Origin of the sequence: Streptomyces sp. NPDC008137 (genome assembly GCF_042957035.1) — a bacterium.
GTDB lineage: Bacteria > Actinomycetota > Actinomycetes > Streptomycetales > Streptomycetaceae > Streptomyces.
This window is the reverse complement of record NZ_JBIBHN010000032.1, coordinates 71,022-90,280: the sequence shown is the minus strand read 5'-3', so window position 1 is coordinate 90,280 and position 19,259 is coordinate 71,022. Positions and strand designations below refer to the sequence as shown.

15 protein-coding genes are annotated in these 19,259 nt (G+C 72.5%); 7 read left to right on the top strand and 8 right to left on the bottom strand.

Annotated features, from left to right (window positions below; genetic code table 11):
- Positions 1-90 precede the first annotated feature (90 nt).
- Positions 91-1,167: a YhjD/YihY/BrkB family envelope integrity protein gene (locus tag ACFZBT_RS34370; protein ID WP_391112184.1), complete on the bottom strand. Its 1,077-nt coding sequence runs from the start codon at positions 1,165-1,167 to the stop codon at positions 91-93.
- A 288-nt stretch (positions 1,168-1,455) separates the two neighbouring features.
- On the opposite strand from ACFZBT_RS34370, the gene ACFZBT_RS34365 reads away from it, so the two are divergent.
- The 4 genes from ACFZBT_RS34365 (at position 1,456) to ACFZBT_RS34350 (ending at position 6,111) form a co-directional block, all read left to right on the top strand.
- A complete protein-coding gene (locus ACFZBT_RS34365; protein ID WP_391112181.1) occupies positions 1,456-2,088 on the top strand; it encodes a GNAT family N-acetyltransferase in 633 nt (210 codons plus the stop codon).
- Between the two features lie 139 nt (positions 2,089-2,227).
- Positions 2,228-2,911 (top strand): lytic polysaccharide monooxygenase, encoded by a 684-nt coding sequence (locus ACFZBT_RS34360; protein WP_391112178.1) that lies wholly within the window; start codon positions 2,228-2,230, stop codon positions 2,909-2,911.
- Between the two features lie 264 nt (positions 2,912-3,175).
- Positions 3,176-5,167, top strand: coding sequence for a DUF1996 domain-containing protein (locus ACFZBT_RS34355; RefSeq protein ID WP_391112200.1), 1,992 nt, complete (start codon positions 3,176-3,178; stop codon positions 5,165-5,167).
- A 176-nt stretch (positions 5,168-5,343) separates the two neighbouring features.
- On the top strand, positions 5,344-6,111 hold the full coding sequence (locus ACFZBT_RS34350; RefSeq protein ID WP_391112175.1) for a TSUP family transporter: 768 nt from the start codon (positions 5,344-5,346) through the stop codon (positions 6,109-6,111).
- A 109-nt stretch (positions 6,112-6,220) separates the two neighbouring features.
- Here the strand turns inward: ACFZBT_RS34350 and ACFZBT_RS34345 are convergent, their stop codons facing one another.
- The 3 genes from ACFZBT_RS34345 to ACFZBT_RS34335 form a co-directional block, all read right to left on the bottom strand.
- Positions 6,221-8,482 (bottom strand): MMPL family transporter, encoded by a 2,262-nt coding sequence (locus ACFZBT_RS34345; RefSeq protein ID WP_391112172.1) that lies wholly within the window; start codon positions 8,480-8,482, stop codon positions 6,221-6,223.
- A gap of 59 nt (positions 8,483-8,541) precedes the next feature.
- Positions 8,542-9,528 carry an EamA family transporter gene (locus ACFZBT_RS34340; RefSeq protein WP_391112170.1) on the bottom strand — a complete coding sequence of 329 codons (987 nt, stop codon included), beginning with the start codon at positions 9,526-9,528 and terminating at the stop codon, positions 8,542-8,544.
- Positions 9,529-9,620: 92 nt separating this feature from the next.
- On the bottom strand, positions 9,621-10,433 hold the full coding sequence (locus ACFZBT_RS34335; protein WP_391112168.1) for a chitosanase: 813 nt from the start codon (positions 10,431-10,433) through the stop codon (positions 9,621-9,623).
- A 225-nt stretch (positions 10,434-10,658) separates the two neighbouring features.
- Here ACFZBT_RS34335 and ACFZBT_RS34330 point away from each other — a divergent pair, with 225 nt between their 5' ends.
- Complete coding sequence (locus ACFZBT_RS34330; RefSeq protein WP_391112166.1) at positions 10,659-10,841, top strand: hypothetical protein; 183 nt, start codon at positions 10,659-10,661, stop codon at positions 10,839-10,841.
- Positions 10,842-10,848: 7 nt separating this feature from the next.
- On the opposite strand, the gene ACFZBT_RS34325 is transcribed toward ACFZBT_RS34330, so the two are convergent.
- A complete protein-coding gene (locus ACFZBT_RS34325; protein WP_391112164.1) occupies positions 10,849-11,577 on the bottom strand; it encodes an ankyrin repeat domain-containing protein in 729 nt (242 codons plus the stop codon).
- 158 nt (positions 11,578-11,735) lie between these two features.
- On the opposite strand from ACFZBT_RS34325, the gene ACFZBT_RS34320 reads away from it, so the two are divergent.
- Positions 11,736-13,868 (top strand): SpoIIE family protein phosphatase, encoded by a 2,133-nt coding sequence (locus ACFZBT_RS34320; RefSeq protein WP_391112161.1) that lies wholly within the window; start codon positions 11,736-11,738, stop codon positions 13,866-13,868.
- Positions 13,869-13,892: 24 nt separating this feature from the next.
- Here ACFZBT_RS34320 and ACFZBT_RS34315 read toward each other — a convergent pair whose 3' ends face one another.
- A complete protein-coding gene (locus tag ACFZBT_RS34315) occupies positions 13,893-14,555 on the bottom strand; it encodes an ANTAR domain-containing protein (RefSeq protein ID WP_391112197.1) in 663 nt (220 codons plus the stop codon).
- Between the two features lie 217 nt (positions 14,556-14,772).
- Positions 14,773-17,316, bottom strand: a complete 2,544-nt coding sequence (locus tag ACFZBT_RS34310) for a SpoIIE family protein phosphatase (RefSeq protein ID WP_391112159.1) — start codon at positions 17,314-17,316, stop codon at positions 14,773-14,775.
- A 188-nt stretch (positions 17,317-17,504) separates the two neighbouring features.
- Here ACFZBT_RS34310 and ACFZBT_RS34305 point away from each other — a divergent pair, with 188 nt between their 5' ends.
- Positions 17,505-18,053, top strand: coding sequence for a hypothetical protein (locus ACFZBT_RS34305; protein ID WP_391112157.1), 549 nt, complete (start codon positions 17,505-17,507; stop codon positions 18,051-18,053).
- Positions 18,054-18,096: 43 nt separating this feature from the next.
- Here ACFZBT_RS34305 and ACFZBT_RS34300 read toward each other — a convergent pair whose 3' ends face one another.
- Positions 18,097-19,200 (bottom strand): GNAT family N-acetyltransferase, encoded by a 1,104-nt coding sequence (locus tag ACFZBT_RS34300; protein ID WP_391112154.1) that lies wholly within the window; start codon positions 19,198-19,200, stop codon positions 18,097-18,099.
- Positions 19,201-19,259: the final 59 nt, after the last annotated feature.

Genomic DNA, 19,259 nt, shown 5'->3' with positions numbered 1-19,259 from the left:
GGTGCTGGACCGGTACCTGCACCACCTGCGGCCGCCCCCTGCCCCGCCCTCGGAGCAGCCGCAGACAGCCCACAACCTAACGAAGCACTACTAGGTGTCCTCGACGCGGCGCCGGTCCTCCTCGTCCCAGGCCCGGGTGTCGCGCGGCTGGGTGTACGGCTCGTCCTCCGGCGGATGCCCGCCGGCGACGGCCCGCTGCCGTACCGTCTCCGCGTCGAACTCCAGGCCCAGCAGGATCGCGAGATTCGTGATCCACAGCCACACCAGGAAGACGATGACACCGGCCATCGTGCCGTAGGTCTTGTTGTACGAGGCGAAGTTGGCCACGTACACGGCGAAGCCCGCCGACGCGAGCAGCCAGATCAGCAGGGCCAGCACACTGCCGGGCGTGACCCAGCGGAACCCCTTCACCTTGGCGTTCGGGGTCGCCCAGTACAGAAGCGCGATCATGATCGTGACCAGCACGACCAGAACGGGCCACTTGGCGAACGACCACACCGTCAGCGCGGTGTCGCCGATGCCCAGAGTCGTCCCGGCCTGACGGGCCAGCCCGCCCGTGAAGACCACGATCAGCGCACTCATCGTGGCCAGCACCATCAGCACCACCGTCACGCCCACCCGCACCGGCAACAGCTTCCACACCGGCCGTCCCTCGGGCATGTCGTAGACGGCGTTGGCGGAACGGATGAACGCCGCCACGTAGCCGGAGGCCGACCACACCGCCAGGAGGAGACCGACGATCGCCATCAGTGAGCCGATGCCGGCGTTGCCCTGCAGTTGCTCCACGGCCCGGGTGATGATGTCCCGCGCCGCGCCGGGAGCGAACTGCTGGACGTTCTCGAGCACCTTGTCCGTGGTGGACTTGCCGGTGATCCCCAACAGCGAGACCAGGACCAGCAGTGCCGGGAACATCGCCAGCACCGTGTAGTACGTCAGCGCCGCCGCCCGGTCGGTCAGCTCGTCCTTCTTGAACTCCCGCACGCTCCCCTTCAGCACCGCACCCCACGACGTCCGGGGCAGCTCACTCGGCGTGTCGGGCGCCGCCCGCTCCACATCGGGCCCCGGACCCGCCGTCCCGGGCGCCGGCCGAGGCCTCTCCGACGGTTCCGAAGACGGAGTCTCCGTCGCCTCATGTTCTTTTCGTCCTGGAATATTCGGCTTCACCATGGGGACCGGGTAACCCCGGTCCTTGCCCTCAAGCGGTCAGGATGCCTCGCGTGTCGGCATCACCCGGCCTGGCCGGAATGCCGCCCCCTCCGCAGCGCGACCCGCCGCTGCTCCAGCGTCGTCGCACCGGCGCCGAGTGGGGCCTACCGCCTCCGGCGTGGCCAGGGACGCGGCGAGCCGCTTCGGGACGCGGCCGGGAGGCGAAGCCCCTGCCCCCGCACCGAGAAGGCGACATCACCTCGGCCGAGCGAGTTGAGGGAGCGCTCCCACGCCGTGCAGGATGCCGCCATGACCACCACCCCCGCCATCCGCCCCTACCGCCCCGAGGACCGTTCGGCCCTCGACGACATCTGTATCCGCACCGCGCACGCCGGCCGGGACAGCCGCCCCCACTACGCGGACCCGGGCATCTTCCCGGTGACCTTCGCGGCTCCCTACGTCCGTCTGGAGCCGGAACTGGCCTTCGTGCTGGACGACGGCCAGGGGCAGGCGGTCGGCTACATCCTCGGCACCTCCGACACCCCGCGGTTCGCAGCGGAGTTCCGCGCCACGTGGCTGCCCCTGGTCGCCGGCCGCTACCCGGAACCGCCCGAGCCGCCGCGCACTCCGGACGAGGCCATAGCCCACCTGCTGTACCACCCGGAACGGATGGTGAGGCCCGAACTGGCCGCGTATCCCGCGCATCTGCACATCGACCTGCTGCCCGGCTGGCAGGGCCGGGGCCATGGACGCCGTCTGATGCGGACGTTCCTCGGGGCCCTCCAGGGCAGGGGAGTCCCGGCCGTCCACCTGGCCATGGCGACCGCCAACACCGAGGCCAGAGCCTTCTACGACCGCCTGGGGTTCCGCGAGATCGACGTTCCGGAGCCCGGCTCGGCCACCTACCTCGGCCGCACCACGAAGGAACTCGACCGGCTCTGACGGAAGTGGCGCAATCGTGCGTTGCGGGCCCGCGCCATCGGCCCCAGCGTGGAAGTGCGGGAGCGCTCCCAAACTGCCCGCCCTCCCCACACAAGGCGCACCGCGAGCAACGCAACCCCCACAACCGAAAGAGGAGATCATGAATTGTCAGGGTCATGTCAATAAAGAGTTCCGTCCGGTCCGCTCCCGCCTGACGCTCGCCCTGAGCGCGCTGGTCGCCGCGCTGCTCAGCCTGATCCCATGGAGCGGCACCGCCGTCGCCCACGGCTCGGTCGTCGACCCGGCATCCCGCAACCACGGCTGCTGGCTGCGCTGGGGGAGCGACCACCTCAACCCCGCCATGGCCCAGCAGGACCCCATGTGCTGGCAGGCGTGGCGGAGCGACGCGAACGCCATGTGGAACTGGAACGGCCTGTACCGCAACGGCTCCGGCGGCAACTTCCAGGCCGTGGTGCCCAACGGCCAGCTGTGCAGCGGCGGCCGTACCGAGGGCGGCCGGTACAACTCCCTCGACACGGTCGGCGCCTGGAAGACGACGGACATCGGCGGCAACTTCACCGTGAAGCTGTACGACCAGGCCAGCCATGGAGCCGACTACTTCCTGGTGTATGTCACGCGGCAGGGCTTCAACCCCGCCACCCAGCAGCTGACCTGGAACGACCTCCGGCTCGTCACCCGCACCGGAAGGTACGCGCCCAGCCAGAACTACGAGATCCCCGTGAGCACTTCGGGGCTGAGCGGGCGGCATGTCGTCTACACGATCTGGCAGGCGTCGCACATGGACCAGACCTACTTCCTGTGCAGCGACGTGAACTTCCGCTGACCTGCGGTTTCGTGTGCCGTACCCCGCCGGACGGGGCGAGTCCGGCGGGGTACCGTCGTGCGGGCTTTCTGAGAGTTCCCGAAGAATTCGAGGGACGGCTGAACGCTCCGGCGCCCGCGCCCGTATGGGGCGAGGGGATTTTCATGCCCGGAACGCCTCAAGCGCAGGAGAGCACCCTTGGCACGCAATACGCGAAGACGCCCTACAGGCCCACGGCGCGCGACCTTCGCCGCAGTCGCGCTGATGCTGGGCGGAGGCGGCCTGATGGCGGCCAACGTCTACGCCTCGGCGACGGACGGCGGTTCGGGCGGTGAGCCCGCCGAGACGCGGTCCGGTACGGGGGTGCGGACCGCAGGCGCGACGATCGACTGCCCTGACGTCGGCAGCAAGCTGACCTCGGTCCCCGAGCAGGCGAGAGGGGAGGTCGACAAGGAACTCGCCCTCCTCGACGAGCAGATCGCCAAGGCCTACCAGCGGCTGAGCGCGTCGGCGCGACAGATCCAGCAGGACTCCGGCTTCGCCGACAACGCGATCATGAACCCGCTGAAGGAGAAGCGGGGCGCGACCCTCGAACGCATCGCCATCGCCATCGACCGGGTGGGCGACCGCCCCGAGGGACTCGAGGCCCTCGCGGCCTGCACCGTCCGGGACTCCGGCAACCAGGCTCCCGAGCAGGGCGAGGGCCAGGCCGGCGACGGCGCGGAGCAGCCCGGCCAGGAGCAGGGCCAGGACGGCCAGGAGCAGGACCAGGGCAACAACGGCGGTCAGGCGGGCAACGGTCCGGTCGCCGCCGACTTCGCGGACATCACCGGCGTCCAGCCCAACGTGAACAGCCCCCGCCAGAAGGGCAACGCCTCACGCGGCACCTTCGCCACCAGTTGCGGTGTGAACGAGAACGGCCTGTTCAACTCCGACAACATCATCGCCGCCCCGGGTGTCACCAACGGCGCCCACCACTTCCACGACTACGTCGGCAACCAGGCCAACAACGCCTTCGCCAGCGACCAGGACCTCGCGGACGCCGAGACCAGCTGCGACGACCAGGGCGACAAGTCCTCCTACTACTGGCCCGTCCTGCGCGTGCAGAACGGCACACAGGAGCAGGACGCCAACTCGCCCGGCGGCGGCATCGAGGGCAACGCCGGCGCGATCGTCACGCCGAAGCAGGTCACGCTCGACTTCGTGGGGAACCCGCGCGACAAGGTCACCGCCATGCCGCGGCTGCTGCGCATCATCACCGGCGACGCCAAGTCGTTCGTCAACGGACCGGCCAACGCCAACGCCTCCTGGAGCTGCACCGGCTTCGAGGACCGGCAGCTGAAGGACAAGTACCCGCTGTGCCCGAAGGGCAGCAACGTGGTGCGCTCCTTCAAGTTCCAGAGCTGCTGGGACGGCCGCAACATCGACAGCGCCAACCACCGCACCCACGTGGCGTTCACCGACGCCTCCGGCGCCTGCCCGTCCGGCTTCCGCCCGATCCCGCAGCTGGTCCAGCGCATCGTCTACGACGTCGACGCGCCGAGCCTGCAGGACGGCGGTCGTACGACACCGCTGTTCGCGGTGGACTCCTTCCCCGAGCAGCTGCACAAGCCGGTCACGGACCACGGCGACTTCATCAACGTCTTCGACGAGGACCTGATGGGGGAGATGGTCGACTGCATCAACGACGGCCGGAAGTGCGGAGCCGGAGCGGAAGCCGAACCCGGCCAGAAGCCGACGGAGAAGCCGACCGAGGAGCCGGCCGAGGAGACCGGGGCGGGCGAGGAACCGAGCGAGGAGCCGACCGAGGTGCCGACGAAGAACCCCGAGGCGCCGCAGGAGCAGCCCACCCGCACCCCGGACGCCCCGAAGGACGGCAACGCGGGCGGCAAGCCCGGCGACACCGGCAACGGCGGAAAGGACGGCAAGGGCGAGGCTGCCGAGCCGCCGGCGACGGACAAGCCCGCCCCCGAGCCGGAGCCGAGCGACTCGCCCGCCGACGAGGCCGAGGTGTACGCGACTCCTTCGGCGAACTCCGGTGAACAGGGCGGCTCGAAGGCCGGCACCGGCGAGGACTCGGACGGCCTCGGCGAGTCCCAGGCCGTCGGCACGGCGACCAGCGCCGCCGCCACCCCGGTGGCTCCGCCCCGGACCGAGCCCCAGGCGGTCGGCAGCGGCAGCCTGGCCGAGACCGGTGCCCAGTTGTGGCCGGCCGCGGCGGGCGCCGTTCTCCTCATCACGGGCTTCGTGGTCCTCCGCCGCGCCAGGCGCGGCTGACCCGGCAACGCCCTGACGTGCCACCGGAACGGCGGCGGGATCCCTCCTCGGATCCCGCCGCCGTTCCGTTCCGGGGCCCGTCACCCTGCGGCGCACGCCGAAGTGCGCACCCTCTACGGTGACCCCATGGACAGCACCAGGAACGCCGGACGCGGCGCCGGCGGGGGAGTCACGGCGTGACGCCCTGGGAGATGGCGGCCGTGTTCGCGGCCGGTACGGGCGCCGGTGCCGTCAACGCCGTCGTCGGCTCGGGAACGCTGATCACCTTCCCCGTACTGCTCGCCACCGGACTGCCTCCGGTCACGGCGACCGTGTCCAACGGGCTCGGGCTGGTGCCCGGCTCGATCAGCGCGGTCATCGGCTACCGCGAGGAGCTCCGCGGTCAGAGACGGCGCGTCCTCCTCCTCGGCATCGCTGCCGTGCTGGGCGGCCTCGCGGGCGCCGTGCTGCTGCTGACCCTGCCCGCCGCGGCCTTCGAGCGGATCGTGCCCGCCCTGGTGGGGCTCGCCCTCGTCCTGGTCGCCTGCCAGCCGCTCATCGCCCGGCGGGTGCGCCGCCGACGTCGCCGTACCGGAGGCCCGGCCCGTCCCGACGGGGGTCCGCTGCTGTTCACGGGGCTGACGCTGGCCAGTGTCTACGGCGGCTACTTCTCGGCAGCGCAGGGCATCATCTACGTCTCCCTGATGGGCATGCTGCTCGACGAGACGCTCCAGCGGCTCAACGCCGTGAAGAACGTGCTCGCGGCCGTCGTCAACACCGTCGCCGCCCTGCTCTTCCTGTTCTTCGCGGAGTTCGACTGGACGGCCGTCGTCCTCATCGCCGCCGGGTCCGCGTTGGGCGGCCTGGTCGGGGCCAGGACGGGACGCCGCTTCAGCCCTGCCGTCCTGCGGACCCTGATCGTGTCGGTCGGCGCCGTCGCCCTCGTCCACCTCGTGCTCCACTGAGGCCGGCTCGCTAGGTCGTGTCCGCAAAGTCCCGTCGTCCGCCCGGAGGGCGGGCCCCGCGGCGTCTGGTGCCAGGCGTCGCGGGGCAGGCGGGACTTGCGGACACGGCCTAGGACGCCGGACGGGCACCCTCCGCCTTGTGTTCCCCCTCGGCGTCGATGTGCGGCATCACCCGGTCCAGCCAGCGCGGCATCCACCAGGCGTGCCGCCCGAGCAGCGTCATCACGGCCGGCACCATCAGCAGCCGTACCACGGAGGCGTCGATGAGCACACTGACGGCCAGCCCGAGTCCCAGCATCTTGACCACGATGTTGTCGCTGATGATGAACGCCGCGAACACACTCACCATGATCAGCGCGGCACTGGTGATGACCCGCGCCGTGATCTCCAGCGCGTGCGCCACCGACCCCTTGGCGTCCCCGGTACGCAGCCACGCCTCGTGGACGCGGGACAGCAGGAAGATCTCGTAGTCCATGCTGAGGCCGAAGATGATGGCGAACATCATCATCGGCACGTAGCTCTCGATGGGTACCTTGCCGTGCACGCCGAGCGCGGGCCCGCCCCAGCCCCACTGGAACACCGCGACGACCACGCCGTACGACGCGGCGATCGACAGCACGTTCAGGACGGCCGCCTTGACGGCGACGAGCAGCCCCCGGAACACGGCCAGGATGATGAGGAACGCCAGGCCCACCACGACGGCGATGATCACGGGCAGCTGGGAGGCGACGATGTCACGGAAGTCGACCTGTGTCGCCGTCGTGCCGGTGACGTACCCCTTGGCGTCCGTCCCCTGGACGGCGTCCGGCAGCGTGTCGTCGACGAGGCGGTTGGTCAGGTCCGTGGTCGCGGAGTTCTGCGGGGACACGGTCGAGTAGACCGTGCCGACCAGGACGTCCCCGTCCTGGGTGGGCGTCAGCGGGGTGACGGCGGCGGCCCCTTCGACCGAGTCGAGCGTGGTCTGGGCGCGTGAGGCCAGATCGTCGCGCTGCGAGTCCGGTACGTCTGTCTGGTCGACGACGACGGTGAGCGGACCGTTGGACCCCGGCCCGAACGCGTCGGTCATCAGGTCGAACGCCCGCCGGTCGGTGAAGGAGGTCGGGTCGGCGCCGTCGCCGATGTGGCCGAGCTGGATGGAGAACAGCGGGATCGCGAGCACCGCGATCACGGCGACGCCCCCCGACAGGAACCACAGCGGCCTGCGCTCCACCCGCTGCGCGTACCGGTGCCAGGTGCCCTGCGCCGTCTCGCCCGCCTCGGCGTCGGTCTCGGCCACGGGGCGGCGCACGTGGTAGCGGTCGATGTGCCGGCCGATGAGCCCGAGCAGCGCGGGGACCAGGGTGAGCGCGCCGACGACGGCCGAGACCACGGTGACGGCGGCGGCGAGACCGAGCAGGGAGATGAAGGAGACCCCGGACGCGGACAGACCCGCCAGCGCGATGATGACCGTACAGCCGGAGACGAGGACGGCGTGGCCGCTGGTGCTCGCGGCCTGACCGGCGGCCCGTACCGGGTCCATGCCGTCGATGAGGTTCTGCCGGTGCCGGGTGATCATGAACAGGGCGTAGTCGATACCGACACCGAGGCCGATCATGGTGGCCAGGGTCGGCGAGACCGTCGCGAAGGTGAACGCGGCGGCCAGCAACCCGAGGATGGCGAGACCGCCGACGACGCTGATCAGCGCGGTGAGCAGCGGGACGCCGGCGGCGAACACACTGCCGAAGCCGACCAGCAGCACGATGATGGCGACACCGAACCCGATCAGCTCGCTCACCCGGTCGTCGGCGGGGGGCCTCGCGAGTTCGCCGAGCGGCCCGCCGTACTCGACCTCCGCTCCCGCCGAACGCAGCGGCTGTACGGCGGTGTCGACGCCGTTCAGATAGCCGGCGCCGAGGGTCGAGGGCTGCACATTGAAGCGGACCGTGATGTACGCCGTCTTCTTGTCGTCCGAGAGCGGCCCGACGTTCGGCTGCGACTGCTGAGAGGACGAGTCCGGGGCGGACAGCGGGTTCTGGGCCGACAGGACGTGCGGGAGCTTCTCCAGGTCGGCGACCGTGGTGGACATCTGCGAGCTCAGCGCCGTCAGCTCCTGGCTGTCGTCGCGCAGCACGATCTGGCTGCTGTAGCCGCCGGCCTGCGGATCGTGCTCCTTCAGCACGTCCAGGCCCTTCTGCGCCTGCGCCTGGGGCAGGGAGAAGTTGTCGGAGTACTCACCCCCGGACACATGGTTGACGACCTGGAGAGCCACCAGCGCCACGAGCCAGGCCCCGATGACGATCCCGAAATGGCGTGCGCACCACTCGCCCAGCCGCCGCAGCAGACCCGCACGCGCGGCCTTCCTGTCCCCTTCACCGGTGCGGGAGTGCGGCATCTGGGAGGCTCCTGTGTACGGGTGAGACATCGGGTGCCGTCCATTAGATGCGCGGGGGATCACTCCGGCATTTCCGGCGCGCGGACGCCCTGCCACTCCGGGTGGGCGTTCCCCCGAAAGGTCGTCGCCGGGGCGGCGCGCCGGGCTCGCCCGCCGAAGCGCCGGCGCGCGGCGGTCGGGTTCAGCGCCCCGGACCCCAGCGCGACGCCTAGGCCGACCAGCGCGCTGCCCGCCGCCTGCGCCAAGCCGTAGGAGCCAGTGCCGACGAGTGGTGCGGTGCCGGCCGCCGCGACCGGGATGAGGCCGGAGAACAGGGTGGCGCGTTCCGCGCCGATCCGCTGCATGCCCATGTACCAGCACACGAACCCGACGACGGTGACCACCACCGCCTGCCACAGCAGCGCGGCGGCTTCGGCGGTGTCCGGACGCCGAAGCCACCCGGCCCCGTCGACGAGCACACCGACCGCCGCCGACTCCAGCGCGGCGACCGCGCACACCGTGGCGGACAGCAGCCGGGGCCCGAGCGGCCGCAGCACGGGTACGGCGAGCACGGCGAACCCGACCTCCCCCGCCAAGGCGCACACGGAGAAGGCCAGCCCCGCGCCGTCGGTGCGCCCCCAGCCCTGGACCGCGCAGGCGCCGACGGCCACGAGCAGAGCCCCGCAAAGGACCGCCCGCCTGGGCCCGCGCCCGTCCAGGAGTGGCACGAGTACGGCGACGACGACCGGCGCACATCCCACGAACACGCCGGGAACCGCCGGTTCCGCCGTGCGCTCCGCGGCGATGACGGCCAGGTTGAAGCCGACCATGCCGATGGCGGCGAGCAGGAGGAGGCGGACCCACTGACGCGGCGTCAGCGCCCGCAGCAGGGCGGACGAGCCCCTCCCGGCCAGGGGCAGGAGCAGCAGACAGGCAAGCCCGTAGCGCAGGAACTGGCCGCCCGCGTACGGGTACGCGCCCAGGACGCTGTTGGCCGTGAAGGACGCTCCGACGAGGACACAGGCGAACGCGGCGAGCAGGGCTCCCCGCGTGGTGGTGACGTTCATGCCGGCGACGCTAGGCAGTGCGGCGGCCCGGTTCGAGGTCCACTCTGGTGCCGGATTGCTGGACCAATCCGCCCCGGGCCGCCGCCCGAGGGTCAGCCGATGTGGTAGCTGTCGCCGTAGACCTTCCAGTCCAGCGGCGGGTCGAGGTCGAGGTTCCGCTTGCGCAGGAAGACGCGCTGCGCCGTGTCGACCCGGCTCGTGTCGCTGTGCGCCTCCTCCTGCCTCATGGCCCACACCCGCGCGTCCAGGAAGGCGTCGAGGTAGGTCACCTCGTCACCGCCCGACGCCGGAGTCTCAGCCGTACGCAGCGCACGCTTTCGGATATTGCGGAAGCTCAGCGGGTCGTTGCCGTCGCCGTGCATGACGATGGCGTCGTAGTAAGCGAACTGGCCCAGCACCCGCAGCCCGTCCGCCTTGCCCTGCCGGACCGCCGGGCCGAAGTACACCCGGTCGCGCTCGTCGTCCTGCGCCCGCCGGAACGCGGCGTCACGGGCCGTCCGGCGCCAGTCGCCGGGGAAGCCCGGGTCGAGCCCGTCGTGCGAGTCGGAACCGTCGACCCGGCGCAGTGCCGGCAGGTACCGCGCGAGGGCGTTGCCGGGCTCGCGGTCGGTGTAGAGCTCGACGAGATCGAGCATGTCGCCGGTGCCGGAGCAGAACCCGATGATGCCGGCGGTGTAGCCGCGGCCGTCGCGGATGTCCTCGATGTACTGGTAATGCGCCTTCCAGTCGAGCGAGGAGTTCTCCGCGCTCGACACGAGCCGCATGGCGATCTCCTTCTTCGCCGGGTCGTCGAGCCCGATCGCACGGACGGCAGCCGTGGCGTGCGGCGGCCTCAGGAACGGGGCGGCGGCGAGGGCGGCGCCGAACAACGCCAGAGCGGTGCGGCGCGGGGTCGGGTGTCTCACGAGGCCTCCAGGCAATGGGGGGCGGGGAGAGCGGGGGCCGTGCAGAACTGACAGGAAGGTTTACTATCACTGTCCGGGTGTGCCGGGAACCGTCGGCGGCGAAGTTCGTAGGCTCGAACGAGCCGACTGAGCACCGCCACGGGAACCGACAGCCCGCCCCGCACGTCAACTCATTGCGCAGCGAGGCCGATCGGCCTCGGAGGCCGGCGAGAGAGGGGAATCGCGGTGGACGACACGACGTCGCAGCAGGGGAGCGAGGCGGAGGCGGTGGCACGCCGGACCCGCTTCGGCGCACTGCCGGAGCCGGTGCGCGTGGAGGACATGGTCGAGGAACGCGCCGCGGGCGTCCCCGACCCGGCGCGCACCGCCTACAACCAGGACGAGTGGCTCGTGCGCTACTGCCTGTGACCCGGCCCTACGAGCGGCTCTTCGCGCCCAGTTCGCGCAGCCACCGCACGACGTCGTCTGCGTCGTGGGCGAGGGCGATGTCGAGCGGTGTCATGTCGTCGTAGCCGCACCAGTCGGCGTCGGCGCCGTGCTCGTGGAGATACCGCGCGGTGGGCAGATGCCCGCCGTGGCAGGCGCCCCAGAAGGCGCTGGTGATCTCGTCGGCCGAAGGTGGCTCCCCGGCCTCGACGTACGCCCGCACCCGGTCGAGCAGGCCGAGCGTGGCGGCGTCCTGGAGGGTGGTGCGGGCGCCGTGCTCGACCAGCCGGCGCGCGGCACGCCACTGGCCGAACGCGCGGGCGTCGGCGAGCGGAGTGCCACCGGCGATCACCGCCCCGGGCGCCTCGATGTCGGCCCCGGCGGCGATGAGCGCGTCCAGCACGGCCACGTCGTTGCTGCTGGCGGCCCAGTGCAGCGGCGTCTCGGCGTGCGCACCGCCGAAGCGGGCGTCGGGATCGGCGCCAGCGGCGACCAGGGCGGCGACCACCTCGGGGCCGCGGGGGAAATGGCCGGGCCAGTCGGTCGCGATGTGCAGCAGACCGCGTGTGCCCTTGCCGTTCTCCCCGTGCTCGGTGACGCGTGCCGCGGCCAGACCGGGATGGTCGGCGAGCAGCTGCCCGAGCCCGGGCAGATCCCCGGCCCGGATCGCCGCGGTGACGGCGACGGCCAGCGGATCCTGTGATGTCAGCGTCTGCAAGCCGGCCTCCCGATCGCCGTCCAGGGCCTCCGATTCTGTAGGAATACACCCCCGCGCACCACGCTCCGTGCCCGTAGCACTCATCCCCGGAGTCATGCCCGACGACATGCCCGCAGGCCCCGTGAGGCGTAGCGTCCGGGTAGGAGCGGGAGGACAGCATGTCCGCGAGCAACGAGCCGCCCGGGGGCGCCGGGACGCTGGACGCCCTGGGGACGGCCCTGGCCGACACCGTACGCGGAACCGGAGCCTCGATCGGCGGCCTGTACCTCATCGAGGAGGCGGAGCCCGTGCTGCGGCTCGTCGCGCTGTGCGGCCTGCCGATCGCGTTCAGCGCCCCCTGGCAGCGGCTGCCCCTTACCGCGCCGGTCCCGGTCGCCGACGCGATCCACGACGACACACTGGTCAGTGTCGCGAGCCAGGAGGAGATGGCCCGCCGCTACCCCCGCGCCGCCGCGGTCCTGCCCTACCCGTTCGCCCTGGCCGCCGTCCCGCTGGCCGGCGTACGGCGCAGCTGGGGCGGCATCGTCCTGATGTGGCCCGCCGTGCGGCCGCGCGGCATCACGCCACGCGTGCGCGGCCACCTCACCTCCAGCGCCCGCCGCATGGCCCGCCTGCTGGACGACGCCACGGGGCCGCCCGCCCTGCCCGACCAGCCGCGCGTCGTCCCCGTCGACGCCGCGCACCACCCCGTGCAGACCGGCCTGGCCGCCGCCGACTACCTCGAACGCCTCCCCGAAGGCGCCCTGTCCCTCGACCTGGAGGGCCGTGTCACCTTCGCCACCGCCACCGCGGCCCGCCTGCTCGGCCGTCAGGCCGACCGACTGCTCGGCACCCGGCCCTGGCAGTCCCTGCCCTGGCTGGACGACCCCGTCTACGAGGACCACTACCGCACGGCTGTCGTCGGCCGCACCCCCGTGTCGTTCACCGCGCTCCGCCCACCCGACCTGTGGCTCACCTTCCAGCTCTACCCGGACACAAGCGGCATCAGCGTCCGCGTCGTCCCGAGCGGGGAGCGGACCGAGACCCCGTCACCGCCCGCCGCCGCGCGCGGCCCCGCCGCGGCACCGACGGGACGCCTCTACCAACTGGTGCACCTGGCCGCCGCGCTCACCGAGGCGGTGACCGTGCGCGACCTCGTGGCGCTGAGCGCCGACCAGATCCTGCCCGCCTTCGGCGCCCAGGGCCTCGTGCTGTCCGTCGCCGAGGCCGGGCGGCTGAAGATCACCGGCTACCACGGCTACGCGGCCGACGTCATGGAACGCCTCGACGCCCTGTCGCTGGACACCGACCTCACCCCGGCCGGCCAGGTCCTCGCCAGCGGCACCCCCGCCTTCTTCGCCTCCCCGGCCGAGCTGGCCGCCAACTACCCCGACGCCCTCCAGATCAGCGGCAAACAGGCCTGGGCCTTCATGCCACTGATCATCTCCGGCCGGCCGGTGGGCTGCTGCATCCTGTCCTACGACCACCCGCACACCTTCACCGCCGACGAACGCGCCGTCCTGACCTCCCTGTCCGGTCTGATCGCCCAGGCCCTCGACCGCGCCCGGCTCTACGACACCAAACACCGGCTCGTCCACGAACTGCAGCGCGCCCTGCTGCCCCGGGCCCTGCCGAACCTGTCCGGCCTCGACGTCGCCGCCCGTTACCTGCCCGCCGGTCACGGCATCGAGGTCGGCGGGGACTTCTTCGACCTCCTGCGCCTGGACGGGACGACCGCGGCCGCCGTCATCGGCGACGTGGAGGGCCACAGCATCGCCGCCGCCGCTCTCATGGGCCAGGTGCGCACCGCCATCCACGCCCACGCCACCGCGGGCGCCGCACCCGGCGAGGTCCTCGTCCGCACCAACCGGCTGCTGGCCGACCTCGACTCCGAACTGCTCGTCTCCTGCCTCTACGCCCATCTCGACCTGGCCCGCCACCAGGTGGCCTTCGCCAGCGCGGGACACGTGCCGCCGCTGCTGCGTCACACCAGCCGTCCCGCCGAGGTCCTCGACGTCGAGCCCGGCCCGCTGCTGGGCATCGACACCGGCGGCCACTACCCGGTCACCACCGCGCCCCTGCTCCCCGGCACCACCCTCGCCCTCTACACCGACGGCCTGGTGGAGCTCCCCGGCACCGACGCCACCCGGACCACCTCCGACCTCGCCGGGCAGCTGGACGCCGCCGACGGCCACGACCTGGAAGGGCTCATCGACCGGCTCGTCCACCACACGACGCCCACCGGACGGCACACCGACGACATCGCGGTGCTCCTGCTGCGCGCGCACCGTCCCGACGGAGACCGGGCCTGAGGGCGCTGCCGGAACAGTCTCCGGTCAGGCCCGGCCGGGGTCCGGGCGCACGTGCCGGGCGACGTCGCGCAGCTTGATGTTGTGGTTCTGCGAGATGCGCCGCAGCACGCCGAAGGCCTCGTCCTCGCTCAGGCGGTGGCGTTCCATGAGGATCCCCATGGCCTCTCCCACGGCGTGCCGGGTCTCCAGGGCGTGCTCCAGCTGGTCGACGGTACGGGCGGTGTCCAGCGCCACGGCCGCATGGGAGGCGAGCAGCCAGCCCGCGGCCTCGATGTCCTTTCCGAAGGCCCCCGGGCGGCGCGAGTAGAGGTTCAGCGCGCCGAAGTCCTCCTCCTCGGTGTAGAGCAGCACACCGGTCATGCTTCCGATCCCCAGATCACGGGCCGCCCGGGAGAACCGCGGCCAGGACGGCTGCGGCGGGGTCATGTCGGCGATACGGAACAGCCGCTCTCCGTCCACCCGGCGGGCGGCGTCGAAGCACGGCCCCTCGCCCAGCTCGCCCTGCAGCCGGTCGGACTCCTCGACCATGTCGCCGCACACGGACAGCGTCACGGCCCGGCCCTTGGACACCGTCAGGATCCCCGCCGCGTCACAGCCCTCGACGAGCTTCACCGCCGAAGCGGCGATCTCGTCCAGCGTCGCCTGCACCGATTCCTGGGCCACCAGATCCCGGGCGAGCTGCGCCATCTGCTCGGCATACCGCTGCCACTCCACCGCCACCACCGCCTCGCTCCCGCCCACCGTACTCCGGGCCCGGCCGCCCGACCGTACGCGTGCGGGCGGGAAGCCGCGAGCCCCGGCCCGAAGAGGCCGCGGACCCAGTCCCTGACACGGCCTCCGCTGCCGGCCCTGCCGGTCCTGCCGTTGGTCCCACACCCGTGGCCTCGCCCGGCAACTCGGCCCGTCAGCGGTACGCCGTCAGCAGCAGGGCCACGTCGTCCGGCCGCTCGCGGGCGCGCCGGGCAGTGCTCACCAGGCGGTCGGCGAGCAGCTCCACCGAGTCCGCCGGGGTGTCGGCCAGGGCGCCGCGGACCTCCTCGATCCCCGTCTCGATGTCGCTGCCGGGCTGCTCCACGAGTCCGTCGGTGTAGAGGGCGAGGACGCTGCCGGGGGCCAGCGTGAGCGCGGTGACGGGATAGACCGAGTCGGGCTGCACACCCAGCATGACCCCGCCCGCCAGGTCCAGCGTCTCCGCGTGCCCGTCGGGGTGGCGCAGCAGCGGCGGGGGATGACCGGCCCGCACGGCGAGGGCGCGCCCGGTGCGCGGGTCGAGCTCGATGTAGCAGCAGGTGGCGAAGGCGTCCGACTCCAGCTCGGCCAGCAGCCGGTTGGTATGGGTGATGACCTCCTGCGGAGGCCGCTCGCTCGCGGCGAAGGCGTGCACGGCACTGCGCAGCTGGCCCATCACAGCGGCCGCGCCGACACTGTGGCCCTCGACGTCCCCGATCACCAGCGCCACGCCACGACCCGTCGTGATCACGTCGTACCAGTCGCCGCCGATGGCCATGCCCTGGGTGCCGGGCAGATAGCGGCCCGCGGTGCGCAGCCCTTCGACGGCCGGCAGCCGGTGCGGCAGCAGCCCCTCCTGGAGGCCGCGGGCGACTGCGGACTCCGCGTCGTAGAGCCGTGCCCGCTCCATGGCCTGGGCGGCGAGCCCGCTCAGCGCGGTGAGGGCGGAGCGCTCGTCGGCGGTGAACCGGTGCGGGGCGTCCCAGCCGAGGATGCAGGAGCCGACGGAACGACCGGAGGCGATCAGCGGCAGGAACGACCAGGCGTTCATCCGGTCCAGGGCGATGCCCGGATAGGCGACGGAGAGGTCCTCCGGCGACTCGAAGAAGAGCGGGAGCCGCGTGGTCAGCGCATGGACGCCGGGCAGGTTCGTGTCGAGGGCGACGCCCTCGAACTGGGTGAGGAAGCCCTCCGGGTAGCCGGACTCCCACTGCAGGTACATCCGGCCCTCGCGGACGGTGTACAGGGCGAGTTCCCGCGCGCCGAACGCGGGCAGCAACTGCTCGGCCACGGCCCGGCACACGTCCTGCACGGTGACCGCCTCGGTGAGCACGCTCGCCATCTGCACCACGTGGTACAGCGCCCCGGCCCGCGCCGCCGCCACCGGCCCGGGCGGCGGCGCCACGGCCGCGGCGCCCGGCACGGGACCGGCGGACGACCCGGCCTCGCGCGCCTCCTCGCCTCCGGTGGGCGGGCCGGTCGGATGGACCCGCCCGGTCAGCCCGTGCACGTCCGGGTACAGCACGAAGCTCAGCCAGTTCCCGGCGGGATGCCGCACGAGGAAGGACACCTGCTCCTGTGACAGCATCGCCGCCCGGTAGCGGTCCTCGTACGCGGGATCCCGGAGCCAGGTGATCACCTCCCACGGATAGCGGCCGAGGAACTCCTCCCGGCCGGCGCCCAGCAGTTCCTCGCAGCGGCGGTTGGCGTACGTCAGACGGCCGTCCTGGTCCAGGGAGAACAGCCCGTCGGGCAGCCGCTCCGCCGCCTCGGCCGCCGTGAGCCCGCCGGCCGCGTCGACGAGGGCGCCCAACAGGATCCGGGCGGAGCCGCCGCGCACGAGGTGGCCCCACAGTTCGACGGGCCGGTAGCTGATCTCCCCGCTGCCGGCGGACTCGTCCAGGACCCGGAAGCGACGGGACCTGACCCGGCCGCGCGTCAGCGCGTCCCGCCGGCTCGCGCGCAGTTCGTGCAGGTCGTCCGGGCTGACGCGGGCCTCGACGGCCGCCATGGTGCCGTCGAAGTCCGGGCCGGCGATGCCGAGGAGCGCGAGGGCCTCGTCGTCCGGCGTGCACCGGCCGCTGTCCAGGTCCCAGTCGAGAAGCCCGACCCGCACGGGGCGGACGGCGGCCGTGGGCAGCCGCACGCTGACGGGTTCGTCGTCGTACTCCACCCGGAACGCTCCGGGGTCCGAGCCGGACCGGCCGGCGGTGAGGCGGCCGAGGCGCTCCTCCATGTCCCGCCCGGCGGGGCGCAGCGCGAGATCCACCGCCTCCGCGTCCATCGGCGACAGGGCGGCCGAGCGGAGCACGACCAGCACGCCCACGGCCTCCCCGCCGGTCCGGACAGGCTGGTAGGCGGAGCCGAAGGAGTACGGCAGCCCGGCGGTGAAGTGCGGGAACCGCACCATGGTGACGCGCTCGTCCGGCAGCCACAGGGGCTCGTCACGCCGGTAGGCGTCGGCCATGGGCAGCGCCCCGCCCGTCGGCACCCGCCACCACGACCTGAGCAGCGACCGGGGCACCCCGGTCACCAGGGCCAGCACCAGCGAGCGACGGTCGCGGGAGCGCAGGTAGACAAGGCCGCCGTAGCCCCCGAGGTCCCGTACGGCCGCGATCAGCGGAGCGGTGAGCGCATCCTCGATCCGGCCGTCACCGCCGCCCCCGCCCGGACCGCCGGGTGAACGCGGCCCGTCCGGTACGGCGGCTGCCTCATCCATCTCGCGTCCTCCCGGTACGGACGCACCGGACACCAATCGCTCCCCATCAGGATGTGCCATGGTCGGCACTCCGGCGCGGCAAGTGCAACCTTTCGGTCGTCACGGCCGTCTCACCCGATATCAGCAACACATAAGCCTCGGGGGCAGAAATGGTACGAATCGCAACAGCATGCGCGACTCTCGCGCTCATGGGCGCCACGGTGGGCGTGGCGGCGGTCCCGGCCGGCGCGGCTCCGGCCTCCGCGCCGCAGGCGACCCGGGCGGCGGCGTGCCCGACCGGCTGGGGGAGTCTCGCCAAGACCGACAGCAGCGCCGTGATCGCGCCGGTGAAGGACATCAGGACCGGCCGTCACACCTGCTTCGACCGGATGGTCGTCGACCTGCCCGGCGCGGGCGCCGACGTCGGCTACTCCGTCCGCTATGTCGACCGGCTCCACCAGGACGGATCGGGCCGCCACATTCCCGTGGCCGGCGGGGCCGTGCTCGAGGTCCGGGTGGCCGCGCCCGCCTACGACCCGGAGACCGGCGCCCCGACCTATCCCGGCCGGGTGGCGCGCCCGCTGCCGGGCGTGGACCTCACCGGCTACCGCACGTTCCGGGACACCCGCTTCGCCGGCAGCTTCGAGGGGGAGACCCAGATCGGACTCGGCCTGCGCGCCCGGCTGCCCTTCCGGGTGCTGCAGCTGGAAGACCGCCTCATCGTGGACGTCGCCCACAGCTGGACCGCCACGAGGTGACGGCACCACGCGCCCGGTTCTCCGGAGCCGGGCGCGGACGTTCTCACCGGCCACGCATCCGCCCCAGCTCTGCCAGGGTCCGTGCCGCGGCGCCCGCCAGCCGGGGCCGGTTGCGTACGAAGCGGCGGGCGGCCCGGGCGGGCTCCCGGCCCAGCCAGTGCACGGCTCCGCCCGGCACGGGCCGTACCACCGCACCTTCGTACACCCGCAGGTCACGCGTCTTGAGCGACTCCTTGTAGCGGGCGGGACCGCTCCCCAGGTCGACCGTTTCCACACCGTCGGCCGCCGCGGCCGCCAGCATCCTCAGCTGCAGCACAAGGCCGGGGGAGTACTTGGCACAGGCGCGGTCGTACGCCGGGAACCACCAGGACAGCACCGTGCGCGAGCGCAGACCGAAGTGCGCGGCCACGGGCCGGTCCGCGGCGTAGAGCACGGACAGCACGCCGCGGCACTCCGGTTCCTCGCTCTCCCCGAGCAGCGTCACCAGCCGGGTGATCCACTCCTGCGCGAACCGGTCGCGCCGGCCGGTCCGCCGGTACTGCGCCGACTTCCAGTCCATCAGCGCCCGCAGAGCGCCGGGGTCCCGGGCGTCGTACACGAACCGCACGTCGCCGACCTGCCGGGCCAGCTTCCGCTCCTTGGCCAGGGTCTGTCTGAGGAAGCTCGGCGACTTCGCCCGCAGCCGCTCCGTGTACCGCTCGAAGCCCTCGCCGATGTCGACGACCGGGGAGGCGAGTTCCTCGGCCGCGTGGGGCACGAAGAGCCCCTGGCCTGCCTCCAGATTGTCGAACTCCCAGGACGACAGCGCGCAGGCCCGCAGCAGCCCACGGGCGTCGAGCCGGATCCCGGGCCGCAGCACGGCCCCCTGGCTGTCGGAGACCCCGAGCCCGATGGCCCGGCCCTGCCCCAAAGGGCCCCTCTCGTACGGGAAGAACCCGACCGGGGAGTCGTCGTCGAGCAGCACCGCCACTCTCGCTCCCGGCCTGACCCGCCCCACCGCGGTGGTGAACGCCGGGTCGAGAAAGGGATTCGCGGGGGCCGCGGACTCCGTCCGTATCTCCCGCCACATCTTCTGGTCGCTCGGGCCCAGTTCGTCCGGCCGCAGAACGAGAACGCGCTTTCCAGGCAACTCTGCCTCCTGTGTCATCGGCATGGGGACACACGAAGGCCTGTTCATCGCCGCGAATCGGCACCAGGCAGTACTCA